This window comes from Variovorax paradoxus (assembly GCF_030815975.1).
In the GTDB taxonomy this organism is placed as follows: Bacteria; Pseudomonadota; Gammaproteobacteria; order Burkholderiales; family Burkholderiaceae_C; genus Variovorax; species Variovorax paradoxus_N.
Window position 1 is genome coordinate 1318139 of sequence record NZ_JAUSXL010000002.1, and the last position, 25886, is coordinate 1344024.

Consider the following 25886-nt stretch of genomic DNA (forward strand, 5'->3'; position numbering starts at 1 on the left):
CTCGAAAATCAGGGGTGGTCCAGGATGGCCAGCGCCACGGCCTGGGCGCGTGGCACGAAGGTGGCGAGCTCGCAGTACTCGCGCTCGGTGTGCGCGTGCCCGCCCACGGGACCGGTACCGCACAGCGTGGGCGCGCCCACCGAGGCGGTCAGGCCGCTGTCGGCCGCGCCGCCGGTGAACTCGCCCTGCACCTCGAAGCCCAGCGCCCTGGCGCCGCGCTGGTAGAGCGCCAGCAGATCGTCGGGCGTGGGCTTCATGGGCATGGTGCGGCGCGATTCGGTCACGCGCCCCTTGGTGCGCGGCACGGACTCTTCCTCGACGATGGCGCGCACCTTCGCGAGCAGCTCGTCCGGATCGGTTTCCGAGGTGAAGCGCATGTCCAGCTCGGCCTTGGCATGCGGCGCCACCATGTTGGGCACGATGCCGCCATGCACCACGCCCACGTTGGCGGTGACGCCCGTGGCCGGGTCGGTCAGCGCATGCAGCGCGAGGATCTTGCGGGCCAGCGCCTCGATGGCGCTGGCGCCGGCCGCGTGATTGATGCCCGCATGGGCGGCGACGCCCTCGACCTCGAACTCCACCACCATCGAGCCCTTGCGGCTGGTGACGAGGTTGCCGCTGACGCGGCCCGGTTCGGCGTTGAGCACCGCCCGCGCGCCGCGCGCCGTGGCCATGATGCGGTCGCGCGTGGCGGCCGAGCCGATCTCTTCGTCGCACGAGAAGAAGAGCTGCAGCGGCGCCTTCAGCCCGCCGCAGCGCGCGAAGGCCTCGGCCACGAACACATTCATCACCAGGCCCGACTTCATGTCGGCCACGCCCGGACCGTAGGCGCGCCCCTCTTCCACGCGGAAGGGCCGGCGCGCCGCGGTGCCAGCCGGGTACACGGTGTCCATGTGCCCCATGAGCAGGATGGGCGCGCCCTCGGCGGGCCCGGGCACCTGCGCATGCAGCAGCACGCCATAGCCGGGCACGGGCTCGAACTGCACGGCCACGCCGGCCGCCTCCAGCCGCTCGCGCAGTGCCGTGGCGACGGCCGTCACGCCCGCTTCGTTGCGGCTGCCGCTGTCAATGTCGACCACTTTCTGCAACAGATCTTGCATCGCCTGCCCCTGGCCGGCCAGCCAGTCCAGGATGCGAGCCCGCAGCTGCGGGCGGCTCTCTTCAAGGGTATCCTGCATCTTCGTCCTTCGATGAACCCCGCGGCGGCGGGGCGAATTTTGGGCCGCAGTGTTGCACGCGTTGTCCGTGTTTGCAATGCTTTTTTCATAAAAGAGACATCAATGAAATTATCATTGCAAGAATCGACCGGCTTGCTCACCGAGCGCCTGGCCCGCCAGGGCGGCGAGCTGACGGCCAGTGAACGCGCCCTGGCCGAGGCCCTGGGGCGCGACTATCCGCATGCGCTGCTGGAATCCGCCACCGCCCTGGCCGCGCACAACGGCACCAGCGCCTCCACCGTGGTGCGGCTGTTCGCCAAGCTGGGCTATGCGAGCTATGCCGAGGCGCAGCGCGAAGCGCGGGCCGAAGTCACCGCCCTGCTGCAGACCGCGGGGCAGCGCGCCCCCGTGACCATCGGCACCCAGCGCAGCCTGCAGCAGTGCGTGGACGACGCCCTGCTGCACGACCAGCACAACATCACCGCCACGCGCGACGGCCTGGACATGGCGGCGTTCGAGGCCATGGCCACGCGCATTGCCAAAGGCAAGGGGCGCCTCTTCGTGCTGGCGCAGATCAACAGCGCGCCCGTGGCCGCCTGGCTGGCCCTGCACCTCAACATGTGCCGCCCCGGCGTGCACGAGCTGGGCGCGGGCGCGGTGGCCGCCACCGACCAGCTGCTGTGGATCCAGCCCGAAGACGCCCTGCTGGCCTTCAGCATCCGCCGCTACGCCAGCGGGCCGGTGAAGGTGGCGCAGCGCTTTCGCGAAGCCGGCGCGCAGGTGCTGGCCATCACCGACAGCGCCGCCGCGCCGCTGGCCGCGCTGGCGCACCACCGGGTGCAGGTGCGCACGTCCAACGCATCGCCGTTCGACTCCTACACCGCGGCGTTTTTTGTCTGCAATGCGCTGGTGTCGGCGGTTGCGCAGCTGCGGCACGAGGCCGTGCCACAGGTGCTGGCGCGGCGCGATCAGTTGTGGAAGGACGTGGAGGCGTCGCAGCTCATCGTGGATGAGGCGCCTGTGCGTTCAGGGCCTGCGCGGCGCAAGGCGGGCAAAGGATAGGCGCTTCGGCTCGTCGGCGATGCGTTCGATCGTTTCGCCGTCAAAGATGCGCTGGGCCATCGCGCGCTCACGCACAGTAAGGCCTGTCATTCGGCTGCCCATGGAGGTAGCTGCTCCAGCAAAAACTCGTACAGGCACTTGGCCGCTCGTGGCAGTTCGCGGTTCGCCCGCTCCAGCCACATTTCCGAAGATGGCAGCTTCGGGAAGCCGTCCTCCGGCGTCAGGATTCGCATATCAGCAACCGGGCTGATCGTCGCCTCCTGAAAGACTCCGACCGCCAACCCCGCCACCACGGAGGCCTTCAGCACCTCAACACTGGAACTCTCCTGCACCACTACCCAGCGCTCGCCGGAAGCCGTCAGCGCCTCTTCCGCCCACCGCCTGAGGAGCGAGCCTTGCGGAAGCAGCGCAAGAGGAACCGGCCGCTTGTGCTGAGGAGACGATTTCTTCGAAACGGCCCAGACAACCGGATCTTTACGGAGAAGGACGCCATTGCCTTCTCCTCCTTGGAAAGCATTGATCGTGAGATCGAACGCCGGTCCGAGCTTTCTTTGCATCTCCTCTGCCACACCCACCTGCAAGTCGATGTGAATGGCAGGATAGAGATCCGAGAATTCAGCAAGTAGCGAAGGCAGCACTGTGGTTGCGTAGAGGTTCGTCGCGCCCATGCGAACCGAACCGCTCACGACGCCAGGCCGCAACTTGTCCATCGTCTCGTTGTTCAGGGCCAAAAGCCGGCGGGCGTAGTCGAGCAACACCCGGCCCTGTTCCGTCAATTTCAGCTGCCTCGTGGGCTTCTCGAACAGATCGATCCCGGTGCAATCCTCGAGCCGCGCGATCTGCTGGCTGATCGCAGCTTGCGTGCGGTGCAGGTATTGCGCCGCAGCCGTGTAGCCGTTGCATTCGACGACCGCGACAAAAGCGCGCAGCAATTCGGGCGACAGCAGGCGGCCTCGGAGCATGCCCTTGCGATCCGCGGGATCTTCGTGTTCCTTGGAGCGCAGTGCCGATTGCGGTTGGGCATCTGGTTTCATTGCTTTCTCCCTGCGGCTGAACTTACGAAATCAGTCTACGCGAAGGCGAATGACCGGCAGCCGCTTCGCGCTGTGAACTGGCGATTGGCCGAGGGGCGAGAACGTTACTGCAATTGAATGCCCTTGGTCTGGATGATGCGTGTCATGAGGGCTGTTTCCTTCTCCACTCTCATCCGCATTCCCTCTGCCGAACTGCCCACAGGCGACCAGCCTCGCTCGAGAAGCAGCTGCCGCACCTCAGGCGACTTCATCACGCGTCCAATCTCCGTGCCGATGCGTGCCCTCAATGCCGGTGAAAGACTGGCCGGACCGACCAATCCCACCCAGACCTCGAGATGGAAGCCCTGTAAGCCCATATCACTGAACGAAGCGACTTCAGGTGCGAGCGGGCTGCGGTCTCCGGTCAGTCCAATTGCCTTGAGTTTTCCGGATCTGACGTGCGGCAAGGCGACGCCAGGTGGAATCAGTGCCAATTGCACTTGGTTCCCGAGCAGGGCAGCGATGATCTGCGGGTTGCCCTGATAAGGAATGTGCTCGGCCCGAAAGCCAGGAAGTTGACTCTTGAGAAGCTCCATGCCGAGTTGGCCCAGCGACCCCATGCCAACCGAACCGTAGCTCCATCGGTCGCCCGAAGACCTGGCGGCGTCGAAAAACTCGCTGCCCGAGGGCACCTCGGGAATCGCCACCAGAATCAAGGGGGCCGTTGCAAGAAGCGACAGATGGGCAAAGTCTTTCGCGGGGTCGAAGGAGAGAGTTGGGTTCAGCATCTTCGACGACGTGAGATTGCCGTTGATGACAACGCCCAATGTGTGTTCGTCAGTCGCCTTGGCCACCATGTCGACGGCGATATTTCCTGAGGCCCCCGGCTTGTTGTCGACCACCACCGCTTGACCAAGCAGCCTGGACAGTGGCTCGGCAATGGAGCGCGCGGCAATGTCGGGGCTTGAACCCCCTGGAAAGCCGACCAGGAGGCGGACGGGCCTGGTTGGCCAGGCTGGAGGTTTCTGTTGGGCATCGACCGTGCCCGAGGCCAATACGCTGCAGGCGGAAATGACAAAGGCTCTACGCAGGTTGTCCATGGTGTCTCCTCATGAATGCTCAAGCTTCCAGGACCGCGGCCTGCGCGCGAAGGGCCATGCGAATCGCATCCGCATCGACGACGGTGCGACTTGCCTGAAGGGCAGCACCAACGCCCGCCGCGTGTCCGGTTGCAAATGCCGTCCCCATCACCCGGATGGACCCATATGCAATGGGATCGGCGCCGATGATGCGGCCAGCCAGCCACAGGTTCTCGTAGGCGGCCGACCGCAACGCATCCAGCGGAACGTGGAAGTACCCGGCACCGCCCACGCCCAGGTATTGCTGCTCGCCGTGAACGTGCAGTTCGGAAGGCCAGCCCGCACAAGCGATGCCATCACTGCGTTGGCGGCCTTCGAACAGGTCGTCGGAAGTCAATGTCAGCCTGGCGCGGGGATGCCTGCTTTCGCGCACCCCGATGCCCGGGCCCGTTGAGGACACGAAAGCATGTTCGAAACCAGGATGCCGGTGCCTCAAATACTCCACAGCCCGCCATGCCCGGCTTCGCGCGGTCTGCTCCGCAGCCGTCATCTCGCCGGGATCATTGGCATCGAACTCCAGATCGATGCCCAGCCACCAGATGTCGGTCGAGCCGGGGAGCCGGGTGATGAACCCGCCCCCTTTGCGAACCGTCTCGGTCTCGCGCTGCCGGCTTTCTCGCAGTGCCTCCTCGAGGATTGCCCGGTCGAATGTTGCATCGGGTGCGACGCCACCGATCCGAACGGGCAGCGAAGCCGCATTTCGCGAATGTATGCAAGACGCACCGGAGATGCCATCGGGTAGGGCTGCCGCGACGACCGCATCGCCGCTGGCGTCGACTATGGCGCCTGCAGAAATCGTTGTGAGTCCCGAGGGGCCATACAGCCGTACCGAGGTTACGCCTTCGGGTTCTCGCTGCGCATCGACGAAGGTGGTGTGAAGGCGCACATCGACAGGGGCTATCGTGACCACGCGGTCCAGTGCGACCTTCAGTGCCTCTGGATTGAGGATGACGATCCAGGTGCCGCTGTGGGCGGTGCGCCGAGGCTGCACCGGGATCCCCAACGCACCCAGTGCTTCCAGGACACTTCCTCCGACGCCGCCCACGAGTTGGCGGGGTGATTCTTCTCGTGTGAAGAAGCCGCAGTAAGCGAGCACCGAGTTCGCAGTCGCGGTGCCGCCGAGAAAGCCGTACTTCTCCGCGAGGAGCGTCTTCGCTCCCAGTTTGGCGGCGCCGACTGCGGCGGCGATGCCACCCGCGCCGCCTCCGATGACGACGACGTCATAGTGCTCGCGCGTCATTGCCCGAGCCTCGCCTGCCGCTCCCGGAACTCTCGCCGCCCTTCATCTTGTCGTCGAGGGATGCCTCGACAATCTGCACGATGACGTTCTCGATCTTGACGTCCAAGGTACGGATCACGGCATTCGAGACCTCCCGCATCATCGATTTCTTCTGTTCATTGTCGAACAGCGCGCCCAGATAGACGTGGATTTCCGGCATATCGATACTCCCTGAATCAGTGTTGATGGTGGTTCTTGATGAGGTCCGCAGCTTTCTCGGCGATCATGATCACGGGCGCGTTCGTGTTGCCGCCGATGAGCTTGGGCATCACCGATGCGTCCGCAACGCGCAGACCTTGGAGCCCTTTCACGCAAAGGAAGGGATCAACGACCGCCTGGTCGTCCGTGCCCATCCTGCATGTCCCCACCTGGTGATGAAAGCCATGTGCATTCGCCCGGATCCATCCATCCAGCTCCGAATCGTGGGTGGTTCCCGGGCCTGGGGAGAGTTCCTCGTCGACGAATTCGGCCATGCTGTGCTGTCCGCAGATGCGCCTGACCTCCAGGATCGCCTCGCGCAGGACACACAGGTCGGCTTCGTCCGAAAGATGGTTGGGAGCCATGGCCGGCGCCTCGCGCGGATCGTTCGACCGCAAGCTGACCGTCCCCACGCTGCGGGGCCGCAGCACGCAGGCGTTCACCATGAAGCCATCGCGCTCCAAGGCCGTCCTTCTCTGCAACCATGGAAAGCGCAGCCGGCTGGCCCCCAGTCCATTCCAGAAATGAATCTGGACATCGGGTACCGAGAGGCCCGTGCGCGAGCGCAGAAATCCACCGACTTGCACCGGAAATTGCGAGAACGGCCCGCGGCGCAAGAGCAAGGCGTTCGCCATGTGGATGGCGGCTCTGTCCCAGCGCACCAACTGATGCATGGTGATGGGCTGCTTGCAGCCGTATTGCATGGAAACGTTCACGTGGTCCTGAAGATTCCTGCCGACGCCTGGCACGTCCGCGATGCAGGCAATGCCCAGCGAGGCCAACGCGGCGGCGTCGCCGATGCCGGACGACAAGAGCAACCGCGGTGAACCGATCGTCCCGGCGCTGATGACGATCTCGCGCCGTGCGCGTACCCGGAGGATCTGCCCGCCGATGGAAAACTCCAGCCCGTAGGCCCGGCTGCCCTCGAACAGGACGCGATGGGCCATGGCGCGCTTCAGGAGCTTCAAGTTCGGTCGCTTGCGGGCCGGCGCGAGATAGGCGACTGCAGCACTGCAGCGCCTGCCGTCCCGGATGGTGAAGTCATAGCGGCCGAATCCGTCTTGTACCGGCCCATTGAAGTCCTCGTTCGACGGATGGCCGGCCTCGACGCCGGCCTGGACGAACGCCGAGAACAAGGGGTCCTTCCAGTGACCCGTTTGCACCGTCAATGGCCCTTCGTCACCGTGGTACGAATCCGTCCGGTCGAGATTGCGCTCCGCCTTGATGAAGTACGGCAGGACATCCTGGAACGACCAGCCCGCGCAGCCGCCATGGGCCCAGTCGTCGTAGTCCTGAGCGGCACCTCGGATGTACACCATGCCGTTGATGGACGATGTTCCTCCAAGCACCTTGCCGCGCGGCCAGTACTCGGTACGTCCGCCCAGGCCGGGGATCGGCTGCGTGCGATAGTTCCAGCCGTGCATGGTCGTGCGCAGCATCAACCCCGCACCGATGGGCACATGGATCAGCGGATTCCAGTCTGTTCCTCCCGCTTCCACCAGCAGCACGCGCGCATCAGGGTCTTCGGACAGGCGATTTGCCAGAACGCAGCCGGCCGATCCCGCGCCTACAACGATGAAGTCAAAAATTCCCAGGCTCACGGGTTCGGCGCCTTTCGAACGAACTGGCAGCTCAATGCCGTTGCGCGATCCATAGACATTCTTCTCGTGTGAGTGCATTGCCGATCTGTCTCCATCTCGGGCCATATGAGATTGGCCGGACTTTCCCGTGCGGCCTTGTCATTGAGCTCATGCTAGGCGGGCCGGCAACAATGCCGCAAACGATGTTTGCTTATGCGGTAGATAAGAAATTGTTGAACCCGCCAAGGTGGCGCGCATGAACTTGCGCCCAGATCGATCGATGTCACCGGACGATGCCGCGCCATCTCGATCCGAAGTTGCATGTCGGAAAAACCTCACCCCAGGGCAACGAAGCGTGGAGCCTCGCGGCGGTCCGACATGAACGCCTCAGCATTGGCAGATGCTTTTTTGCGCGACATGCAATGATCCGCGAAGGACCGGTCAGCTATATGTCGATTGTTTTCACGCTGCGGGAGTAGCCTCCAGCCTCCGGCTTCCGATGTCGCGGTTCCCATGCTGGCCCAGTCGCATGGCGGATTCAATATGTGTTGAGCGGTCGCTCTGACCGCGAGGACAGAGAACGAGGATTGCATCCCCGCGCCCCGCCCGCGCTCCAGCCTTTTAAGCTTGCACGGTGGTAACGCTACCCGCAACGCGCGACGGCCTGGACATGGCGGCATCGCAGCTCATTGTGGATGAGCTGCCTGTGCGTTCAGGGCCCACGCGGCGCAAGTCGGATAAGGGGTAGCCGGGCTGGTCAACGGCAGGTGGGCAAGCGGCCGACCCTGCACCTCGGCTTCGCTGCAGAGAGTTCAGGGCACGCGATTGCGCTTCAGCGTCGGCTTGGCAGCCCTCTTCGCAAACAAGTCTTCGCACAATCCCCGAAGCCAGCGGTTGGCCGGGTCCTGGTGGTAGCGCGCATGCCAGTGCTGCTTGACGGTGAAGGGCGGGACCGGCACCGGGCAATCGAACACCTTGAGTTCGCCGGTGCGCGCCAGCGTCTCGCCGATGTGGCGCGGCACGGTGGCAATCAGGTCCGTCGTCGACACGATGGCGGCCAGGCCCAGGAAGCCTGGAAGTTCCAGCAGGATGCGGCGCGCCACGCGTTGCCGCAGCAAGGCCGCCTCCAGCAGCTGAACACCCGTGCCGCCGACGATGCCGACGTGCGCCTCCGCCTTGTAGTCGCGCAGGCTGAAGCCCTTGCCGCCGATGCGCGGATGGCGCGCGTTGACCAGGCACACCCAATCTTGCGGGTAAAGCACCTGCTGATAGAAGCCTGACTCCAGCCAAGGCACCAATCCGATGGCCAGGTCCGCCTGCCCGGATTGCAGCGCCTGCGCGCTCTGCTCGTCGATGCGTGCCGCTTCCAATCTCACCCCCGGCGCCACGGCACGCACGTGTGCCAGCAGCTGGGGCAGCAGAGTGATGTGGCTGGCGTCCGTCATGCAGATGCGAAAACGGCGCGTGGCACTGGATGGGTCGAAGGCCTGCGCAGGCGCGGCCAGGCGCCGCAGCGAAGCCAGCGCTTCGCGCGCCGGCACGATCAGTTCCTCCGCACGCGGCGTGGCCTGCATGCCGGCGGCGGTGCGCACGAACAGCTCATCCCCCAACTGCCTGCGCAGGCGCCCGAGCCAGTTGCTCACCGTCGGCTGGCTCTGGCCGAGTTGCTCGGCGGCGCGCGTCACGCTGTTCGTGCTGTAGAGAAAGTCGAAGAGCCGCAGCAGCTTGACGCTGAGCAGCGCTGTGCCGTCATCGGAGTCGTCGTCGAGGTTCATTTCAAAACGGAATGTAGATCATTTCAACCATGTCATGGACGCAATGTTGGTCGAAACCTATCGTTCACCCATTCCAACGGAGACACGCATGAAGATCTACTTTCTCGGAGCCGGTGCACTGGGGTGTGCCATTGGCGGAACACTCGCCGCCGCAGGGTCCGACGTCACGCTGATCGACCCTTTCGAGGCGCACGTCGACGCCATCAGGCGCGATGGCCTGCGCATGAAGGACGGCGACACGGAGCGCGTCGTCAAGGTTCGCGCGACGCTGGACAGCAGCGGCCTCGAACCCGCCGATCTGGTGATCGTGCTGGTCAAGTCCTTCCACACGCGTTCGGCCATTGAAAGCGCCAAGGGCATCGTCGGACCCGGCACGGCCGTCATGTCGTTGCAGAACGGCATGGGCCACGAAGAAATCCTGTCCGAGGTGGTGGGCCGCGAGCATGTGCTGGCCGGCAAGACCTATGTTGGCGGCGTGCTGCTCGGCCCCGGCCACATCATTGCCGGCACGCGAGGCAAGCGCACGGTGATCGGCGAGCTCGACGGCGCCATCAGCGAACGCGCCAACGCGATCGCCGCCGAGTTCGAGCGCGCCGATCTGCCCTGCGAGGTCAGCGACAACATCATGGGCGTGATGTGGGACAAGCTCCTCATCAACGTATCCACGGGCGCGTTGAGCGCCATCACGGGGCAGGTCTACGGCAGCCTTTATGCGGTGCCGGAGATCGAAGCCACGGCCATCGCGGCCGTCGCCGAGGCGATGGCGGTGGCCAAGGCCGGCGGCGTCGCACTGTCGATCGACGAGCCGCGCGACGCCTGGCTGATGGCCGCCGAAGGCCTGCCTTACGAATTCAAGACCTCGATGCTGCAGAGCCTGGAGAAGGGGTCGATCACCGAGATCGACTTCATCAACGGCTCGGTGGTGCGCAATGGCCAAAAGTACAACGTGCCGACGCCGGTCAACCAGACGCTGGTCGCCGCGATCAAGGGCATCGAGCGCCGCATGGAGGCGAAATAAATGAGCGCCGCGCCAAGAGCCTATGTCGAGCATGTCGCGATCTGGGTGAAGGACATCCACTGGCACATCAAGTTCTTCCACGACGTGTGCGGCATGACCATGCGCGAAGTACAGGGCACGGCAAAGGAGCCGATCCAGTACTGGACGCTGGGCGGCATGCAATTCATGGCCAAGCCTGACTACGCAGGTCCCGAGGGCCGCCTCGGCCACCTCGGCGTGATGTGCGAAGACCTCGAAGCCGCGCTCGCCGCGGCGCGGGCCTTCGGCGTCACCGAAATGCCGCAGGGCCGCAACTGGCTGCGCCTGCCTGACGGCCTCGCCGTCGAATTCATCCAGGCCAGGGCCGGCGCGGTCGCGCAGGCCCTGGCCGTCAATCCCCGCGCCTGAACAACCCATTCCACAGAGACACACCATGACCACCATCGAAGACAAGTACTGGGACGACGCCGTCGTCGGCGAGAAGTGCATCAGCCCGCCCTACGAAGTGACCGAAGCCCGTGTGATGGCCTACGCGGACCTCACCGGCGACCACACGCCCGTGCACACCGACGAGGCCTATGCGCGCACCACGCCATTCGGCACGCGCGTCGCGCATGGCCTGTTCGGCCTGTCGGTCGCCGACGGCCTCAAGACGAAGAGCGACATGCGCTTCATGCCCGGCATGTCGCTTGGCTGGGAATGGAGCTTCGTCGGGCCGATCAAGCTGGGCGATACGGTGCGCGTGAGGTTCCACGTCGGCACCAAGCGCGAATCGAAGAGCCGTCCGGGCTGGGGCATCCTGGTGCTGCCATCGGAGCTGATCAACCAACGCGACGAAGTGGTGCAAAAGGGCGAGCACCGCGTGATGGTGCCGCGGAGGCCCTCATGAGCACGCGGCAAGCCCTGCCGCTGGCCGGCATCCGCGTCGTCGACTACAGCCACTTCCTGGCCGGCCCGTACGTCGGCCGCTGCCTGGGGGCACTGGGTGCCGAAGTCATCAAGGTCGAGCGGCCCGGCACCGGCGACGCCGGCCGCCAGCACGCCTGGTTCGTTGGCGACCACAGCGGCTACTTCCTGCAGCAGAACATGGGCAAGAAAGGGCTCTGCGTCAACACCAAGGACCTTCGCGGCAACGAGCTGATGCAGAAGCTGGTGGACAGCGCCGACGTGTTCGTCGAGAACTACCGCCCCGGCGCGCTGAAGAAGCTGGGCCTGGGCTATGAGGAACTGGCGACGCGCAATCCCGGCCTTGTGTATTGCTCGATCTCGGCCTACGGCCACACCGGTCCCGATGCGCACCGCGCCGGCTTCGGCCTGATCGCCGAGGCCAAGAGCGGCATCATGCAGATGGTCGGCAACCCCGGTGAGGCCCCGCCGCTGCTGCGCATCTCGCTGGGCGACATGTACACCGGCATCCACGCGGTGGCCGCGATCAATGCCGCGCTGCTCGGCCGCGTGAAGTCGGGCAAGGGCCAGCACATCGACATGGCGCTTTACGACACGCTGGTGTCGATGCACGAGTACGCGGTGCAGTGCTACACCCTTTCGGGCGGCAAGGAAGTTCCGGTGCAGACCGGCCACGACATGCCCAACTCCACGCTCTATGGCGTGTTCCGTGCGCAGGACGGCGACCTGGTGATTGCGGCGCAGGTCGACGACGCCTGGAAGCGCTTTGCCGCGCTGGTGGCGCAGACCGGCGGGCCGGCCGGCTTCAGCGACGCCACGCGTTATCACACCTCGGCCGGGCGCAACGCGAACCGGCTGGAGATCCTGCCGGTCGTCCGGGCCTGGGTGGAAGCACGCCCCGTGGCCGAGGTGCTGAAGATGCTCGACGCCATCGACGTGCCCTGCGCCAAGGTCCAGCGCATCGACGAGGTGCTGGCCGATCCGCAGATCCAGGCGCGCGGCATGGTGGTCGAACAGGACCATCCGGCGCTGGGGAAGATCCGCCTGCCCAACCTGCCATTCCGCTTCTCGGACTGCGACACCACGCAGACGCAGGTGGCGCCCGACCTGGGCGAGCACAACGCCGAGGTCGCCGCCAGCCTGGGCTTCAGCGACGCGCAGATCGCATCCATGCAGGCCGATGGCGTGCTCTACAGCAAGTGAAGGAGACGAACCTCATGACCGACCGCTACGCCGTCATCGGCAATCCCATCGGGCACACCAAGTCGCCCATGATCCACGGCAGCTTCGCGCAGGCGACCGGACAGGACATCGACTACAGCGCCATCGAAGGCCCGCTCGACGGATTTTCTGGTGCCGTGCTTGCGTTTCGCGACGCCGGCGGCCGCGGCATGAACATCACCGCGCCCTTCAAGCTGCAGGCTTTCGAGCTCGCAACAGACAAGCTCGAGCGGGCCGAGCTGGCCGGCGCCACCAACGCACTGAAGTTCGAGGGCGACCGCATCCATGCGGACAACTTCGACGGGGTCGGCCTGGTCAACGACATCACGCGCAACCTCGGCGTTGCGATGAAGGGCGCGCGCGTGCTGTTGCTTGGCGCCGGCGGCGCTGCGCGTGGTGCGCTGCTGCCGTTCCTGGCACAGCAGCCGGCGGAACTCGTCGTGGCCAACCGCACGCTGGCGACCGCCAAGACGCTGGCCGACAGCTTCGCATCGCATGGCCGCGTGATTGTGTCGGGCTACGAGGACCTTGCCCGGCAGCGCTTCGACATCGTCGTCAATGCGACCTCCGCGAGCTTGAAGGCAGAGCTGCCGCCGGTGCCCGCCGAAGTGCTGAAAGGCGCGAAGCTGGCCTACGAACTCGTCTACGGCAAAGGCCTCACGCCGTTCCTGCGCCTGGCCCGGAACGCAGGCGTGCCGCAGCTGGCCGACGGCGTCGGCATGCTGGTCGAGCAGGCGGCCGAGGCCTTCGCGTGGTGGCGCGGCGTGCGTCCCGACACGCGCGCCCTCATCGAGCGCATGACCATCCCGCTGGTCTGAAGAAGAGGAGACACCATGAAGATCCTCATGCTGCACGGCATCAACCACAACATGTTCGGCAAGCGCGATCCGGTGCAGTACGGCACTGTCACACTGGACGAGATCGATGCGCAGCTCCAGGCACTCGGCCGCGAACTCGGCGCCGAGGTCGAGAGCTTCCAGACCAACAGCGAGGCAGCGATGTGCGAGCGCATCCACCAAGGCTTCACCGACGGCGTGGATGCCGTGCTGATCAACGCGGGCGCGTGGACGCACTACAGCTACGGCATCCGCGATGCCTTGGCGATCCTGACGGTGCCAGTGGTCGAACTGCACATGTCGAACATCCACGCACGCGAAACCTTCCGCCACCACTCGGTGTTTGCAGAAGTTGTCAGGGGCCAGATCTGCGGGTTCGGCTCTGACAGCTATTTGCTCGCGCTGCGCGCCGCTGTGTCGGCTGCTCTGCGGTAATTGAATGAAGTCATCGCGGACATTGCGATGAAAGCGCGCGAGGGAATCGCCAACCCCGCGCTCACTCCGCGCGAATGTCGTTCGCCTTCACGATGTCGCCCCACAGCTTGAAGTAGTGGTGCGTCATCTGTGCCAGCTGCTCCGGCGTGCCGCCGCCGGGTTCGTCGCCGCGCTCGACGATGCCCTTCTGGATGCCCGCGTCCTTCAGCGCGGTGTTCATTGCGCCGTTGGTCTTCTTCACGATGTCGGCGTTCAGGCCGGGCGGGCCGTACAGGCCGATGAAGGAGATCACCTCGAAGTCCTTGAGCCCGCTCTCGATGGCCGTGGGCACGTCGGGGAAGGCCGGCACGCGCTTGGCGCCGGTCACCATCAGCGGCCGCAGCTGGCCCGACTTGATGAACGGCGCAATGACCGAGGCGGCGTCGAACATCGCAACCACGCGGCCGGCGATCAGGTCGGTCATGGCCGGGCCGCTGCCCTTGTAGGGCACGTGGTTCATTCGGGGCTTGCCGATGCGCTCGCGGAACAGTTCCATCGTCGCGTGCGTCAGGCTGCCGGGGCCGGCCGAGGCGTAGTCGATGCCGTTCTTTTCCTTGTCCTGCGCCTTGGCCCACTCGACGAACTCCTTGAGGTTCTTCGCCGGCACGCTGTTGGGCACGGCCAGGATGAGCGAGGACTGCAGCAGCAGGCCGATGGGCGTGAGCTTCAGAGGGTCCGCCATCGCCGTGTTGCGGTAGGTGTGCGGGTTGAGCGTGATGTTGCCGTTGCCCACCAGCAGGCGGTAGCCGTCGGGCGCCGCCTTCATCACGTTGTCGGTGCCGATGTTGCCGCCGGCGCCGGCCTTGTTGTCGATCACCACGCCCTGCCCCAGCACGGCCTGCATGCCGGCCGTGACCATGCGGCCGGCGAAGTCGGTCTGGCCGCCGGGCGGGTAGCCCACGACCAGCGTGACCGGTTTGCTGGGCCACGCGCCCTGCGCGAAGCTCAGCGGGCTGGCGATGGCCGCGGCGGCGGCCAGGCCATGCTGCAGAACGGTGCGGCGCGTGGCGCGCGTGTTGGCTTTGGATGTGTGACGCATGGTTTGTCTCCTCGTCGGGTGGATGGATGGAATCGGCATGTTCTTGTGGTTCAGTGCGGCGCCGCCAGATGGGCCGACAGGTCCGCCAGGCTGGCGATGCGCTGCACGGCGGACGGCAGGTTGGGCGGCTGCTCGCCGAGCGCGAACACGCGCATGCCGGCGGCCAGGCCGGCTGCGATGCCGGAGGCGCTGTCTTCCACCACGGCGCAATCGGCCGGCGCGAAGCCCATCTGCTGCGCGGCATGCACGAACAGATCCGGGTCGGGCTTCCAGGCGCCGACCTCGTAGGCGCTGTAGACCGCGCCCTCGAACCAGGGCAGCAGGCCGGTGAGGCCCAGCACCAGCTCGATCTTGTGGCGTGGGCCGTTGGAGGCCACGCAGAACGGCAGCTTCAGGCCGCGCACCAGTTCCATCGCACCGGCAATGGGCTGCAGGTGCGCGTGGAACAGATCGGCCATGCGCGCGCGCACGCAGGTCTCGAAGTCGGTGGGCAGCGGCGCGCCGCAGCGCTCGGCCACGAGGGCCATCTGGCGCGACATTGGTGCGCCGCGGTGCGCGTCGAGCACGGCGCGTGCCGTCGGCGGCAAGCCATGCAGCGCGCCCTCGGCCAGCATGGCCTCGACCAGCCAGGGCTCGCTGTCGACCAAGGTGCCGTCGCAGTCGAAGATCAGCGCGCGGATCGAAGAACTCATTGCTGTGGATTCTGCTTCAGGTCGTAGAGGATGGCGGCGCTCGTGAGACCGCCATCGACCACCAGGTCGTGCCCGTTCACGAAGCGCGCGTCGTCGCTCGCCAGAAACGCGATGGCATCGGCCACCTCGTCGGCCTGGCCGTAGCGGGCCATGGGCGTGGCCTGCACGATGGCCTGGCGGATCGCCGGGCCGTGCAGCACGGCGGTCTGCGCGGTCTCGATCGGGCCGGGCGAGACCGAGTTGACCGTGATGCCATAGGGCGCCAGGTCGATCGCACAAGACTTGGCCAGCGCCAGCACGCCGCCCTTGGACGCGCAATAGGCCACGCGGCCCGACCAGACCTGCTGGCCCGAGATCGAGGCGATCATGACGATGCGGCCCTGGCGCCGCTCGACCATGCGGCGCGCCACGGCCTGGGTGCACAGGTAGGTGCCGGTCAGGTTGATGGCCAGCACGCGGTTCCAGGCCTCGGGGGGGTTGTCCAGCACCGTGCCCTGGAAGCTCACGCCGGCGCTGTTGACCAGCACGTCGATGGCGCCATGCGCCTGCCAGGCCGCGGCCACGGCCGCCTCGACCTGGGCGGCATCGGTCACGTCCAGCTCGTGGTGGGTGACGCGGCCCGGCGGCTGCGCCAGTTCGTCGGCCACGCGGCGCAGCTGCTCGGCGTTGACGTCGGCCAGCGCCACGCTGGCGCCCTCGCGCAGCAGCCGGCGCGCGCTGGCCAGGCCCAGGCCGCTGGCGCCGCCGGTGATGAATGCGGTCTTGCCGCTGAAACGGCCCGCGGGGCCGGGAAGGGAATCGCTCATGTCTCGCTCCAGTGCACAGGGTTTCAGTCCATCAGCAGGCCGCCGTTCATGTCCAGGATCTCGCCCGTGATGAAGCCTGACAGCGGCGACGCCAGGAAGCGCACGGCATGCGCGAACTCCTCGGGCTCGCACCAGCGGCCCACGGGAATCTGGCGCAGCAGCTCGGCCTGCTGCTGCGCGGACAGCTGCTGCGTCACCATCGGCGTGCGCACATAGGCGGGCGCGATCGCGTTGCAGGTCACGCCGTGGCCGGCCAGCTCGCGCGCCAGCGAGAAGGTCAGCGCCCCCATGGCGCCCTTGGACACCGAGTAGGCCGTGCCGGCCGTGAGCCCGCCGGTCTTGGCGGCCAGCGAGCCGGTGTTGACGATGCGCCCCCAGCGCCGCGCCTTCATGGCGGGCACCACGGCCTGGCTCCAGAAGAACGCACCGTCGAGGTTGACGGCCAGCACCTGGCGCCATTCCTCGACCGCCGTGGCCTCGATCTTCTGGTTGGTCAGCACGCCGGCGTTGTTGACGAGGATGTCGACCTCGCCGAAGCGCCCGCGCACGGCCGCATGCGCGGCGGCGACCGCGGCCGGGTCGGTGATGTCGCAGACGAAGCCCGCCACGCGCGCTCCCAATGCAGTCTCCAGTTCGCGCAGCGGCGCCTCGGCGCGGTCGATCATGGCCACGCGGCAGCCGTCGTCGAGCAGGGCCTGCACCGTCGCGCGGCCCATGGTGCCGGCCGCGCCGGTGACCACGGCGACCTTGTCCTGCAGCGGGGAAGAAGATGTCGATTGCATGAAGTCAGATCTTGAGGTTGAGCTTGTTGATCAGCGCGCGGTACATGGCGTTGTCCTGCGCCATCACGGCGCGGAACTCCGGCTGGTCCAGATAGCCTTCCCGCAGGTTGAGCTTGTGCATGGTTTCCTTCAGCGCCGGCTCCTGCATGGACTTGGCGAAAGCCTGGCGCAGCACGGTGACGACTTCCGGCGGCGTGTTGCGGGGCGCCGCCAGGCCGCGCCAGCCCGTGACCTGCACGTCGATGCCGCGCTCCTTCAGCGTCGGCACCTGTTCCCAGCCCGAGCCGATGCGCTGCGCGCCCATCACGGCCAGCGGCCGCACCTTGCCGTCGGCCACGAAGGCCGCCATGTCCGGCGGCGTGAGCGACAGCGCCTCCACGTGGCCGCCCGTCAGGTCCAGCAGCGCCGGGCCGGCGCCGCGGTAGGGCACGTGGGTGAAGGGCACGCCGGTCTTGTCGGACAGCATCACCGCGGCCAGGTGGCCCAGCGAACCGGGGCCGGCGTTGCCGACCTTCAAGCCTTCGGCGCCGGCCTTTTTGCTGGCCGCGAGCAGTTCCTCGATGCTGCGGATGGGCGAGTCGTGGCGCACGGCGATGGTCGCCGGATCGGCGTTGAGCCGGGCGATTGGCATCACGTCGTCGGAGGTGAAGCGCACCGCGCCCATGTGCGGAATGATCGTGATCTCCACCGTGATGATGCCGATCTTGTAGCCATCGGGCCGCGCGTTCACGAGTTCGGCCCAGCCCACGCCGCCGCTGGCGCCGGCCTTGTTGACGATGATCAGGCTCTGCGGCAGGTGCTTGCGCGTGGCCTCGGCCAGCGTGCGCGCCAGCGCATCGGTGCCGCCGCCCGGCGGGAAGGGCACGATCAACTCGATCGGCTTGTTCGGATAAGCACCAGGTTGTGCGGCAGCGGGCAGCAAGGCACTGCCTCCGAGCGCCGCGAGGGCGCCCATGGCATGGCGGCGGGTGAATGGCGAATTGGTCATTGAAAGTCTCCCTGAAAAATGTGCGCCATCAATCGAGCCGGATGTTGGCGGCCTTGATCACGCCGGCCCACAGCTTCTGCTCGCTGCGCACGAAATCGGCGAACTGCTGCGGCGCCATCGGCATCGGCTGGATGCCGATCTCTTCGAGCTTGGCCCGCGTCTCCGGCTGCTTGAGCGCAGTCACCAGTTCCTTGTTGAGCCGCTCCAGCACCGGCGCCGGCAGCCCGGCCGGGCCGACCAGGCCCTGCCATGCGTAGGCTTCGTAGCCCGGCACGCCGGCCTCGGCCATCGTGGGCACGTCCGGCAGGATGGCCAGGCGCTGTGGCGTGGCCACAGCCAGCACGCGGAGCTTGCCGGCCTTGATCATCGACAGGCTGGGCGGCAGGTCCACGAACATCGAATTCACCTGGCCGGCCATCAGGTCCTGCAGCGCGGGGGCCGAGCCCTTGTAGGCCACGTGCAGGATGTCGGTCTTGGTCTGCTGCTTGAACAGTTCGAGCGCCACGTGCAGCGGCGAGCCCGGCCCCGACGAGGCCGAGGACACGGAGCCCGGCGACTTGCGAACCAGCGCCAGAAACTCCTGCACGTTCTTTGCCGGGAACGCGGGGTGCACGGCTAGCACCAGCGGCATGCGGCCCAGGCCGCCGATGAAGCTGAAGTCCTTCTCGGCGTTGTAGCTGAGGCTGGCGTACATCGCCGGGTTGAAGGCCAGCGTGCCCGAGTCGACCGTGCCCACCGTGTAGCCGTCCGGCGCCGAGCGGGCGATGAAGGTGGCGCCGATGATGCTGGCCGCGCCCGGCTTGTTGTCTGCGATGACGGGTTGGCCGAGCGCTTGCCCCATGCGCTGCGCGAGCTGGCGCGCGATCACGTCGGTGGTGCCGCCCGGCGCGTAGGGCACGACCCACTTCAGCGGCTGGTGCGGATAGGCGGCGGGCTGCGCCTGCGCGGCGCCGAGGTTGAGGCCGGCCAGCAGCGTGGCCGCCAGCAGGCGGAGGGTGGTTCGCTTGGTCATGGTGTCTTGTCTCCAGGGTTTTGGATCTGTCTTCTTTGTTGCCTGTCACGCGCGGCAATGACCGCCGGCCACGCTGGGCCGTGTCGTTCGTCTCGCGTGAGTGGGTGGCTGGTGGCCCGCGCTAGCGCGGCGCCAGCATCCATTCGTGCGCCGGGTCGTTGCGGAAGGCCCAGTGCCGCTGCGGGCCGGCCATCGTGTTGAGGTAGTACAGGTCGTAGCCGTGCGGCGCCACGCAGGGGTGGTAGCCGCGCGGCACCAGCACGGTGTCGCGGTGCTCCACGGCCATCGTCTCGTCCAGGCTGCGGTCGTCGGTGTAGACGCGCTGAAAGGCGAAGCCCTGCGCCGGATTGAGCTGGTGGTAGTAGGTTTCTTCCAGCACCGTTTCGCCATCGCCCGCGGTGTCGTGCTTGTGCGGCGGGTAGCTCGACGCGTGGCCGGCAGGCGTGATGACCTCCACCACCAGCAGGCCTTCGGCCGGCTCGGTCTGCGGCAGGATGTCGCACACGTGGCGCGTGTTGCTGCCTTGCCCGCGCACACTGCGCGCCATCTGCGCGGGCTCGATCACGCGCTCCGGGTGCAGCCCGCGGGCCGGCGCGGAACTCAGCGCCACCTCGGCCGCGCCGCGCGCCACGATGCGCACTTCGCGCCCCGGCGGCACATAGACTGCCGTAGGCGAGCGGTCCTCGAACACCGAGCCCCGGCTGCCCAGCGCGCTGTAGCGCTGCGCGTTCACCGTCACGTCGACCTGGCCAGTGAGCACCGTGATGCACAGCTCGCGTGCGCCGGTGGCCAGCGCCTCTTCCTCGCCGGCCGCCAGGCGCAACGCCTTGAAGCCGACATGCGTCCATCCCGCCGAAGCAGGCGTGACATCCGCGATCACGCGCCCTGTAGTCGCGGCCTTGACCAGCAAGCTCATTGCAGTGCCTCCTCGCCCACCGGGGCGGCAACACGGCTGGCGCGCCAGCCCTCGACCAGGCGCAGGAAGTTGGCGGCCACCCGGGCCTTGAAGCCGGCGTCGTCGATCTCGCCACGCAGCCAGGCCTGGCTCGGATCGCACCACACCGAGCGGCCGACCATGAAGCCCTTGACCAGCGGCACGCGCGCCTGCGCGAAGCCCGCCACCAGTTCCTCCAGCGGCTGCGACAGCCCGAGGATCACGGCGCCGCGGCAGTATGGGTCGCGCTCGCGCACCAGCGCGTCGAGTGCCTCCCATTGATGCGCCGACAGCGTGCCGACCTTCCACCACTCGGGCCGAAGGCCCAGGTCGTAGAAGTGGCGGATGGCCTGCACCACCGCTTCGCCCGTGTCGCCGGGCGCGAGCGTGTCGCGCGGCGGGATCACTTCCAGCAGCAGTTCATGGCCGCTGGCGCGCGTGGCCTCGGCCACCTGCAGCAGCCATTCGTCCTGCTCGTGGCGCAGCGCGGCGGCATCGCCCGGGTGATAGAAGACCAGGCACTTCACCACCTGCTCGCGCGGCCAGTGCCTGAGCTGCGAGCCCAGCGAGCGCATGCCGTCGAAACGCAAGGGGCGCGAACCCGGCTGCTCGATCGGCCGGCCCAGCCACCAGCCGCGGCCGGTGGCGGCGTGCAGTGCGGATTCGCCCAGGCCGGGGCGGCCGTCGACCAGCACGCCAAGGCGGCCGCGGAAGCCGGGCTCGTCGTGCTCGATGCCGGCCACCACTTCGTTCAGCAGGTGCTTGAGGCGCGCGAGCCGCGCCGGCTCGGCGCCGGTCTCGCGCGCCATGTCTTCGAACTGCGAGCGATGGTCGTAGGCCAGCACATAGAGTTCGGGCCATTCCTTGCGCCGAACGCTCGCGCGGTGCAGGTGGGCCAACTGCGGATCATGGTCCGGGCGCGGATGGCGGTGGCCGGAGAACCAGTGCGCCAATTCGGCCGGCGTCGGCATCGCCGGCGCGCAGCCGTGGCGCGAAACGACGATCGCGCCGCAGGCGTTGGCGATGGCGGCCGATTCGCGCCAGTCCTTGCCGCGCAGCAGCCCGCTCATCAGACCGGACGCAAAGGCGTCGCCCGCTCCCAGCACGTTCAGCACCTCGATGCGCTCGCCCAGCACGGTGAGCGCGTCGTCGATGCGCGCCGGCACCGCGCCGTCGACGATGCTGCAGCCCAGCGCGCCGCGCTTGACCACGAACACCGCCTGCGTGCATTCGCGGGCGCGGCGCAGGCAGGCCATCAGGTCGCCCTCGACGCCGCCGGCAATCATCCATTCCTCCTCCGTGCCGATGATCAGCTCGAACTGGCCCAGTTGTTCCTGCAGGTGCCGGCTCACTGCCTGGCTGCCAACGTAGCGCGTCTCGCCGTCGCCCCGGCCCGTGAGGCCCCACAGCACCGGGCGGTAGTCGATGTCCAGCACCCGCACTGCGCCGTGGCGGCCGGCCAGGTCCAGCGCGCGCCGGCTGGCGGCCAACACGGTGGGCGTGCTCAGGTGGGTGCCGGTGATCAGCAAGCTGCGGCAGCCGGCGATGAAGCCTTCATCGATGGCGGCGGCGTCCAGCGCCATGTCGGCGCAGTTCTCGCGCGCGAACAGCAGCGGAAAGGTGTGCTGGTCCTTGATGCCCAGCAGCACCATGCCTGTGAGGCGCTGCGGATCGACCTGCACCTGGCTCACATCGCAGCCCTCGCGCCGCAGCGTGTCGAGCAAAAAACGGCCGTTCTGCTCGTCGCCCACGCGTGAGACCATGGCCGAGGCCAGGCCCAGCCGCGCGGTGCCGAAGGCAATGTTGGCCGAGGAGCCGCCCAGATACTTGGAAAAGCTGGTCGCGTCCTCCAGGCTGCAGCCGATCTGGTCGGCGTAAAGATCGACCGCCAGGCGCCCGAGGCAGGCGATGTCGACCGGGCGGCCCGTGGGAAAGGAAAGGTTGCGCATGAAGCGTTGTCTCCGTGGTGGCGCCGGCGGCGGGTTCAGAATGCCCCCGCGCGGCCGGTATGCGTGGTTCGTTTGTCCGATGCGGCCGATCTTAGCGAAAATAGAAAAATATTTCTAGATAAATGAAAAATAGAATTTCTACTCCGCCAGCGGTGCCACCAGCCATCGCTGCCGGCCCGTACGCCAGCGCCGAGGACTTTCTGCAGGCCGTGCGCGCCGGCTTCGAAGGCCTGAGCCGCCAGCTCAAGCTGATCGCGCGCTACGTGGAAACCAGCCGCGACCGGCTGGCGCTGGACGGCGTGCAGGAAACCGCCAGCGAGTGCGGCGTGCAGCCTTCGGCCGTGGTGCGCTTTGCCAAGCACTTCGGCTTTTCCGGCTTCTCGGAGATGCAGGCGCTGTTCCGCGCCGGCGCGGCCCAGCGGCTGGCGCCGCATCGCGACTACCAGGAGCGCATCCGCTCGCTGGTGGGTGGTGCCGGCGCCGCGCCGATCACCCCCGCGCGCATCGCGCACGAGGTGATCGGCGGCAGCATCGAGAGCCTGCAGGCGCTGCAGGCCGGCCTGCCCGACGAGCGCTTCGACGCGGCGGTGGAGCTGATGCTGGACGCCCCCGCCCTGTGGCTCGCGGCCTCGCGCCGCGCGTTCCCGGTCGGCGCCTACCTGGCCTATGCGCTGCAGCACACGGCCAAGCCCGTGCATTGGCTGCACGGCCTCGGCCACATGCAGCAGGGCGAACTGCGCGCGCTGGCGCCGGGCGACGTGCTGGTCGCCATCTCGTTCGAGCCCTACGCGCAGGAAACGCTGGACGTGGTGGAGTCGGCGCTCGCGCAGGGCGCGCGGCTGCTGGCCATCACCGACAGCCAGCTCAGCCCGCTGGCCGGACGCGCCAGCGCGGTGCTGCTGGCGCAGGACGGTGCCACCTTCGGATTTCGCTCGCTCACGAGCACGCTGTGTTTGGCGCAGTCGCTGTTCTTGGGGTTGGCTTATCGGATGGAGTTGGCTTATGAGCGCAGGGGTAGTTGATCGAAGGCGAGCCGTTGGGCCGCGCCGCGGACAAGTAGCTACCGCCTCGGGTTTCGATCATCCTGCGCACGAATCCGCTGGCCGCGGTCAACGCCTACCTGGTGGATGCTGACCAACTCGCAGCGCCGCCAGAAGCTCACGCCCTCCAACGCGGTGGAGATGTCTATCTTCGCCAGCCGGTAGAGCCCCAAGGCCACGCCTTGCGCGAATGCTGAGACCAGCGGGTCCGCGTGCTCGGCGCTCCTCAAGTTGCCGCGGATCAGTTTCCCGCCAAGCTCCATGAGCTTCAGCGCGTGGCTCGACGCGGTTGCGGTACTTTCCTTTGGCACCCGCAGACACCAGAGCCTGGAGCCGAGCGTCCACACCATGTGACGCGGAACCTCGTCGAACAGAGCGCCTTCGATCACGATCTGCCTTGCGCGGATTTCACCGAAATCGCGATGGTCCTGGCCATAGAAGAATTCGGCGAACTCGTCGGCTTTCTTCTCCACGGCGCGGTCGCTGCGTGCCATCTTCTCCGTGACCCTGAGGCCCGAGACATGCGCGACAAGAAAACCGAACTCATCACCGGATATCCGGCGACCGGACGCCATGCGGCGGTCATACCAGTCCGCCAACTGCGCCAAGGTCTTGCACTCCATGAATGCCCTGTCGAAGGGCGCATCTGGAGAGAAGCAAGAGCGCCGCTCGAGCCTGCCTTCAGTCCGTTTCATGGCAACGGACCTCAGCAGTTCAGCGAATTGGCGATGGCGGTAGGTTCAGTGGCCGGCGGACTCGGCACCACTGGTGTAGGCCCAGCCTGCGCTGGCGTGACGGAAAGCCCGGTCGCAGGAAGGCCGATCCCCTCCCCCACCCCATCGACTTCGCCGCTCCCTTTGCGAGCTGACAGCACAAAGGCTGCGCCCACGAGAAATATCCCGTTTTTCATTTCGATCCGATCCCTGATTGATTTTTTTCGCTCCGGTCTTCGCCGTTGCTTGCTGGATCGTATCTCGAAAAGTCGCGTTACGACTATTCCGTATCGGACTAGACGATGAGCGCATGTCCGTTTCCCTCTATCACGCCGAATACGAGGCGCTGCGCAACCTGATGCGCAGCGTTCGGGTGAAGGCCGGACTAACGCAGGTGCAGATGGCCGAAGCCCTGGGCGTGGGCCAGTCCTACGTCTCCAAGCTTGAACGTGGCGAGAACTTCGTCGACGTGCTGCTGTTTGCTCGGTGGTGTTCGGCCTGCGGGGTCAAGCCAGGCAAAACCTTGGACAAATTAATAGGGACGCAGATCTAGCAGTCCACGATCCGCTCCCGAGCGCAGTCCAGCGGTTGGCTGGAAGAAGAAGTTCCGGTACTTCGTTTCCGCTGAGGCCACGGTGGGACAGTGATCCGTATGCAGAGAGCAGTCATCAGACAGGAGCTGTGAACGGCCGATTCTGAGAATGCTCCAGTCTCATTAGTCATCGGCAAGTCCGTCGGCAGTCAACCAAGCAGCGGGTAGGCACCTGATCAGGACGACCTTGACTCTGTATTCTTGAGTCTGAAGGGCAGAACATTTTCCGGAAGGATTTGGTCCCACTCTTCCCTGAAGAGGTCTCGGTGAACCGTTCTTCGGTACACCTCGATGAAGTGTTCTTTGGCAAAGTGCTGGATCATCCAGCGCTGCTGGTCGCCCGAGTGCTTCAAGCTGAAGAACGCATGAATGCCTACCTCAGCAATCGTTGGGCTCACGTCTTCGAAGTCCTCGCATGAGGCCACTGTGTAGGGCATGGTGTCAAGCCATCTGAGGTCAAGGTTCGCCTCTGCCATTTTCGTTCGCACACCCTCTGCCAAAAGGTCTGCTGACGTGCCAAACAAGTACCAGTCTTCGAGCGTCACGACAAGCGGAAAAATTGGCCGGTCGTTTCGCGGCCAGTGCGTGTGGCCCGCCAGTGCGTCAGCTATGTTCTTGTAGAGCTGTATGACGGCTTTCGCCAGGTAGTCCACTTGCTGGCTAATGATCGCTGAGTCAACCGCTGACTTGGCGCCCACGTTCATGCGCTTGGCCTTGCATTCGATAAACAAGTTCGCCCGGTCGTCGGTCAATATCCAGTCCACGCCGTCTTTTCGATTGCGCCCCACCTTGTACTCACGCTCCTCGTAAATCGTGAACTGAGGGCTTGGAAATGTCACGCCCAGCACCTCACCCAAATAGGCTTGAAACGAAGCGCCAAACGGGTTGTTGAAGCCTTCAGCTTGAGCGATTTCGTAGAAGAGACCTTGACTTGCGCGCTTCAAGACGTAGTAGGGAATAGGGCAATGTAGGCGCTCAGGGTGCGTCGGGTCCAAGCCCACGAGTGGTTTGGCTTCGAGCGGGTTCCAGGTGTACATCCAGGTGTCGTCGTACCTGGCTGCGTCATTGACTTTTGCTCGAAGTTCCTCGAAGGGCTGGGACAGTTTGTCAAACACCGTTTTGGATCGCTCCAGCTCGATACCAAAGGGTCGGTAGTCCTGGTGAGCGGAGATCCCGCATTCGTGCTGTAGAAGGCCCGCAGCGCCAAAGCCCACGAAAAACCATTCCTTCGTGCTGACCCCAGTTTCGCGCACAAGAAGGCGCTCCACGTCAGACTCTGAGAACACCTTGAAGTAGCGCATGAGCGCGTTGAACTGACGCGGGCGCTGCCACGGAAACTGAAGCTGGCCCGTGGGGGTCAAGCTGTTGTACGCCCGTTCTGGCGTCATGTGGGCGCCTGCCATGTCGTTGTCGACTCGGCGCAGCATATTGAGGACGCGTGCCATGCCAAGCCAGGGGCGAAGACGAAGCTCTCCTTCTGGTGTCGCGTTCAAGACGATTTCGCGCGCCAGTATGGCTATCTCCCACTTGTGAAGGACTTCCTTGAGCTTGGTGAAGCCTTGGCCGGTCCATACTTTCTCATTCGAGGAGGGAAGGTCCACCGCTTGGAAGTACCACCATATGTCCTCGATTGAGCCCTGTAGGTTGTACTGGCGCAGGAGGTTTCGAAGCGGCTTGTATTGAGGGTAGTTGTTCAAGGTCT

The 25886-nt window shown here is 66.1% G+C and carries 26 protein-coding genes; 9 read left to right on the plus strand and 17 right to left on the minus strand.

Going from position 1 to position 25886, the window contains the following annotated elements; all coding sequences use genetic code 11:
- Positions 1-8: 8 nt before the first annotated feature.
- Positions 9-1178, minus strand: coding sequence for a M20 family metallopeptidase (locus QFZ47_RS09905; RefSeq protein WP_307655480.1), 1170 nt, complete (start codon positions 1176-1178; stop codon positions 9-11).
- Positions 1179-1280: 102 nt separating this feature from the next.
- Between QFZ47_RS09905 and QFZ47_RS09910 the strand changes: the two genes are divergently transcribed.
- Positions 1281-2219, plus strand: coding sequence for a MurR/RpiR family transcriptional regulator (locus QFZ47_RS09910; RefSeq protein ID WP_307655481.1), 939 nt, complete (start codon positions 1281-1283; stop codon positions 2217-2219).
- Positions 2220-2305: 86 nt separating this feature from the next.
- On the opposite strand, the gene QFZ47_RS09915 is transcribed toward QFZ47_RS09910, so the two are convergent.
- The 6 genes from QFZ47_RS09915 to QFZ47_RS09940 all read right to left on the minus strand — a co-directional run bounded on the left by QFZ47_RS09915 (position 2306) and on the right by QFZ47_RS09940 (position 9203).
- Positions 2306-3253 carry a LysR substrate-binding domain-containing protein gene (locus tag QFZ47_RS09915; protein ID WP_307655482.1) on the minus strand — a complete coding sequence of 316 codons (948 nt, stop codon included), beginning with the start codon at positions 3251-3253 and terminating at the stop codon, positions 2306-2308.
- Between the two features lie 104 nt (positions 3254-3357).
- Positions 3358-4332 (minus strand): Bug family tripartite tricarboxylate transporter substrate binding protein, encoded by a 975-nt coding sequence (locus QFZ47_RS09920; RefSeq protein WP_307655483.1) that lies wholly within the window; start codon positions 4330-4332, stop codon positions 3358-3360.
- Between the two features lie 19 nt (positions 4333-4351).
- Positions 4352-5611, minus strand: a complete 1260-nt coding sequence (locus QFZ47_RS09925; RefSeq protein ID WP_307655484.1) for an FAD-dependent oxidoreductase — start codon at positions 5609-5611, stop codon at positions 4352-4354.
- Entirely contained in the window at positions 5592-5810 is a 219-nt protein-coding gene (locus QFZ47_RS09930; RefSeq protein ID WP_307655485.1) for a tautomerase family protein, read from the minus strand. Before QFZ47_RS09930 ends, QFZ47_RS09925 begins: the two co-directional genes overlap by 20 nt.
- Positions 5811-5826: 16 nt before the next feature.
- Complete coding sequence (locus tag QFZ47_RS09935; RefSeq protein ID WP_307655486.1) at positions 5827-7449, minus strand: GMC family oxidoreductase; 1623 nt, start codon at positions 7447-7449, stop codon at positions 5827-5829.
- A gap of 791 nt (positions 7450-8240) precedes the next feature.
- A complete protein-coding gene (locus QFZ47_RS09940; protein WP_307655487.1) occupies positions 8241-9203 on the minus strand; it encodes a LysR family transcriptional regulator in 963 nt (320 codons plus the stop codon).
- A gap of 88 nt (positions 9204-9291) precedes the next feature.
- Between QFZ47_RS09940 and QFZ47_RS09945 the strand changes: the two genes are divergently transcribed.
- From QFZ47_RS09945 to aroQ, 6 genes are read left to right on the plus strand one after another with little or no spacing between them, the layout of a single operon-like run.
- Positions 9292-10221: a ketopantoate reductase family protein gene (locus QFZ47_RS09945; RefSeq protein WP_307655488.1), complete on the plus strand. Its 930-nt coding sequence runs from the start codon at positions 9292-9294 to the stop codon at positions 10219-10221.
- Positions 10222-10608, plus strand: a complete 387-nt coding sequence (locus tag QFZ47_RS09950; protein ID WP_307655489.1) for a VOC family protein — start codon at positions 10222-10224, stop codon at positions 10606-10608.
- A 25-nt stretch (positions 10609-10633) separates the two neighbouring features.
- Complete coding sequence (locus tag QFZ47_RS09955; protein WP_307655490.1) at positions 10634-11089, plus strand: MaoC family dehydratase; 456 nt, start codon at positions 10634-10636, stop codon at positions 11087-11089.
- Positions 11086-12309 (plus strand): CaiB/BaiF CoA transferase family protein, encoded by a 1224-nt coding sequence (locus tag QFZ47_RS09960; RefSeq protein WP_307655491.1) that lies wholly within the window; start codon positions 11086-11088, stop codon positions 12307-12309. The genes QFZ47_RS09955 and QFZ47_RS09960 overlap by 4 nt, the downstream gene beginning before the upstream one ends.
- 14 nt (positions 12310-12323) lie before the next feature.
- A complete protein-coding gene (gene aroE / locus QFZ47_RS09965; protein ID WP_307655492.1) occupies positions 12324-13145 on the plus strand; it encodes a shikimate dehydrogenase in 822 nt (273 codons plus the stop codon).
- Positions 13146-13160: 15 nt separating this feature from the next.
- Positions 13161-13598, plus strand: a complete 438-nt coding sequence (gene aroQ, locus QFZ47_RS09970; RefSeq protein ID WP_307655493.1) for a type II 3-dehydroquinate dehydratase — start codon at positions 13161-13163, stop codon at positions 13596-13598.
- Between the two features lie 61 nt (positions 13599-13659).
- On the opposite strand, the gene QFZ47_RS09975 is transcribed toward aroQ, so the two are convergent.
- The 8 genes from QFZ47_RS09975 to QFZ47_RS10010 all read right to left on the minus strand — a co-directional run bounded on the left by QFZ47_RS09975 (position 13660) and on the right by QFZ47_RS10010 (position 21839).
- The gene (locus QFZ47_RS09975; RefSeq protein WP_307655494.1) at positions 13660-14676 is read right to left on the minus strand and encodes a Bug family tripartite tricarboxylate transporter substrate binding protein; all 1017 of its coding nucleotides are present in this window, start codon (positions 14674-14676) and stop codon (positions 13660-13662) included.
- Positions 14677-14726: 50 nt separating this feature from the next.
- On the minus strand, positions 14727-15368 hold the full coding sequence (locus QFZ47_RS09980) for an HAD family hydrolase (RefSeq protein WP_307655495.1): 642 nt from the start codon (positions 15366-15368) through the stop codon (positions 14727-14729).
- The gene (locus tag QFZ47_RS09985) at positions 15365-16174 is read right to left on the minus strand and encodes an SDR family NAD(P)-dependent oxidoreductase (protein ID WP_307655496.1); all 810 of its coding nucleotides are present in this window, start codon (positions 16172-16174) and stop codon (positions 15365-15367) included. The genes QFZ47_RS09980 and QFZ47_RS09985 overlap by 4 nt, the downstream gene beginning before the upstream one ends.
- A gap of 23 nt (positions 16175-16197) precedes the next feature.
- Complete coding sequence (locus QFZ47_RS09990) at positions 16198-16956, minus strand: SDR family NAD(P)-dependent oxidoreductase (RefSeq protein ID WP_307655497.1); 759 nt, start codon at positions 16954-16956, stop codon at positions 16198-16200.
- Between the two features lie 4 nt (positions 16957-16960).
- Positions 16961-17944 carry a Bug family tripartite tricarboxylate transporter substrate binding protein gene (locus QFZ47_RS09995; protein ID WP_307655498.1) on the minus strand — a complete coding sequence of 328 codons (984 nt, stop codon included), beginning with the start codon at positions 17942-17944 and terminating at the stop codon, positions 16961-16963.
- 28 nt (positions 17945-17972) lie between these two features.
- Positions 17973-18956 (minus strand): Bug family tripartite tricarboxylate transporter substrate binding protein, encoded by a 984-nt coding sequence (locus tag QFZ47_RS10000; RefSeq protein ID WP_307655499.1) that lies wholly within the window; start codon positions 18954-18956, stop codon positions 17973-17975.
- A gap of 121 nt (positions 18957-19077) precedes the next feature.
- Positions 19078-19872, minus strand: a complete 795-nt coding sequence (iolB, locus tag QFZ47_RS10005) for a 5-deoxy-glucuronate isomerase (protein WP_307655500.1) — start codon at positions 19870-19872, stop codon at positions 19078-19080.
- Positions 19869-21839 (minus strand): bifunctional 5-dehydro-2-deoxygluconokinase/5-dehydro-2-deoxyphosphogluconate aldolase, encoded by a 1971-nt coding sequence (locus QFZ47_RS10010; protein WP_307655501.1) that lies wholly within the window; start codon positions 21837-21839, stop codon positions 19869-19871. Before QFZ47_RS10010 ends, iolB begins: the two co-directional genes overlap by 4 nt.
- A 122-nt stretch (positions 21840-21961) precedes the next feature.
- On the opposite strand from QFZ47_RS10010, the gene QFZ47_RS10015 reads away from it, so the two are divergent.
- On the plus strand, positions 21962-22861 hold the full coding sequence (locus tag QFZ47_RS10015; RefSeq protein ID WP_307655502.1) for a MurR/RpiR family transcriptional regulator: 900 nt from the start codon (positions 21962-21964) through the stop codon (positions 22859-22861).
- A gap of 38 nt (positions 22862-22899) precedes the next feature.
- Here QFZ47_RS10015 and QFZ47_RS10020 read toward each other — a convergent pair whose 3' ends face one another.
- Positions 22900-23574 (minus strand): hypothetical protein, encoded by a 675-nt coding sequence (locus tag QFZ47_RS10020; protein WP_307655503.1) that lies wholly within the window; start codon positions 23572-23574, stop codon positions 22900-22902.
- Positions 23575-23902: 328 nt separating this feature from the next.
- Between QFZ47_RS10020 and QFZ47_RS10025 the strand changes: the two genes are divergently transcribed.
- The gene (locus QFZ47_RS10025; RefSeq protein WP_307655504.1) at positions 23903-24145 is read left to right on the plus strand and encodes a helix-turn-helix domain-containing protein; all 243 of its coding nucleotides are present in this window, start codon (positions 23903-23905) and stop codon (positions 24143-24145) included.
- 215 nt (positions 24146-24360) lie between these two features.
- On the opposite strand, the gene QFZ47_RS10030 is transcribed toward QFZ47_RS10025, so the two are convergent.
- A complete protein-coding gene (locus QFZ47_RS10030; protein ID WP_307655505.1) occupies positions 24361-25881 on the minus strand; it encodes a hypothetical protein in 1521 nt (506 codons plus the stop codon).
- Positions 25882-25886 lie beyond the last annotated feature (5 nt).

What these genes read in the sequence shown, in the direction of transcription:
- QFZ47_RS10000 (WP_307655499.1), bottom strand. Translation starts at nt 18,956, where the DNA reads ATGACCAAGCGAACCACCCTCCGCCTGCTGGCGGCCACGCTGCTGGCC.
- QFZ47_RS09955 (WP_307655490.1), top strand. Translation starts at nt 10,634, where the DNA reads ATGACCACCATCGAAGACAAGTACTGGGACGACGCCGTCGTCGGCGAG.
- QFZ47_RS10010 (WP_307655501.1), bottom strand. Translation starts at nt 21,839, where the DNA reads ATGCGCAACCTTTCCTTTCCCACGGGCCGCCCGGTCGACATCGCCTGC.
- QFZ47_RS09905 (WP_307655480.1), bottom strand. Translation starts at nt 1,178, where the DNA reads ATGCAGGATACCCTTGAAGAGAGCCGCCCGCAGCTGCGGGCTCGCATC.
- QFZ47_RS09950 (WP_307655489.1), top strand. Translation starts at nt 10,222, where the DNA reads ATGAGCGCCGCGCCAAGAGCCTATGTCGAGCATGTCGCGATCTGGGTG.
- aroE (WP_307655492.1), top strand. Translation starts at nt 12,324, where the DNA reads ATGACCGACCGCTACGCCGTCATCGGCAATCCCATCGGGCACACCAAG.
- QFZ47_RS09940 (WP_307655487.1), bottom strand. Translation starts at nt 9,203, where the DNA reads ATGAACCTCGACGACGACTCCGATGACGGCACAGCGCTGCTCAGCGTC.
- QFZ47_RS09995 (WP_307655498.1), bottom strand. Translation starts at nt 17,944, where the DNA reads ATGACCAATTCGCCATTCACCCGCCGCCATGCCATGGGCGCCCTCGCG.
- QFZ47_RS09945 (WP_307655488.1), top strand. Translation starts at nt 9,292, where the DNA reads ATGAAGATCTACTTTCTCGGAGCCGGTGCACTGGGGTGTGCCATTGGC.
- QFZ47_RS09990 (WP_307655497.1), bottom strand. Translation starts at nt 16,956, where the DNA reads ATGCAATCGACATCTTCTTCCCCGCTGCAGGACAAGGTCGCCGTGGTC.
- QFZ47_RS09960 (WP_307655491.1), top strand. Translation starts at nt 11,086, where the DNA reads ATGAGCACGCGGCAAGCCCTGCCGCTGGCCGGCATCCGCGTCGTCGAC.
- QFZ47_RS09985 (WP_307655496.1), bottom strand. Translation starts at nt 16,174, where the DNA reads ATGAGCGATTCCCTTCCCGGCCCCGCGGGCCGTTTCAGCGGCAAGACC.
- QFZ47_RS09910 (WP_307655481.1), top strand. Translation starts at nt 1,281, where the DNA reads ATGAAATTATCATTGCAAGAATCGACCGGCTTGCTCACCGAGCGCCTG.
- QFZ47_RS09930 (WP_307655485.1), bottom strand. Translation starts at nt 5,810, where the DNA reads ATGCCGGAAATCCACGTCTATCTGGGCGCGCTGTTCGACAATGAACAG.
- QFZ47_RS09980 (WP_307655495.1), bottom strand. Translation starts at nt 15,368, where the DNA reads ATGAGTTCTTCGATCCGCGCGCTGATCTTCGACTGCGACGGCACCTTG.
- QFZ47_RS09925 (WP_307655484.1), bottom strand. Translation starts at nt 5,611, where the DNA reads ATGACGCGCGAGCACTATGACGTCGTCGTCATCGGAGGCGGCGCGGGT.
- QFZ47_RS10020 (WP_307655503.1), bottom strand. Translation starts at nt 23,574, where the DNA reads ATGAAACGGACTGAAGGCAGGCTCGAGCGGCGCTCTTGCTTCTCTCCA.
- QFZ47_RS09975 (WP_307655494.1), bottom strand. Translation starts at nt 14,676, where the DNA reads ATGCGTCACACATCCAAAGCCAACACGCGCGCCACGCGCCGCACCGTT.
- QFZ47_RS09915 (WP_307655482.1), bottom strand. Translation starts at nt 3,253, where the DNA reads ATGAAACCAGATGCCCAACCGCAATCGGCACTGCGCTCCAAGGAACAC.
- QFZ47_RS09920 (WP_307655483.1), bottom strand. Translation starts at nt 4,332, where the DNA reads ATGGACAACCTGCGTAGAGCCTTTGTCATTTCCGCCTGCAGCGTATTG.
- QFZ47_RS10025 (WP_307655504.1), top strand. Translation starts at nt 23,903, where the DNA reads ATGTCCGTTTCCCTCTATCACGCCGAATACGAGGCGCTGCGCAACCTG.
- iolB (WP_307655500.1), bottom strand. Translation starts at nt 19,872, where the DNA reads ATGAGCTTGCTGGTCAAGGCCGCGACTACAGGGCGCGTGATCGCGGAT.
- QFZ47_RS10015 (WP_307655502.1), top strand. Translation starts at nt 21,962, where the DNA reads ATGAAAAATAGAATTTCTACTCCGCCAGCGGTGCCACCAGCCATCGCT.
- aroQ (WP_307655493.1), top strand. Translation starts at nt 13,161, where the DNA reads ATGAAGATCCTCATGCTGCACGGCATCAACCACAACATGTTCGGCAAG.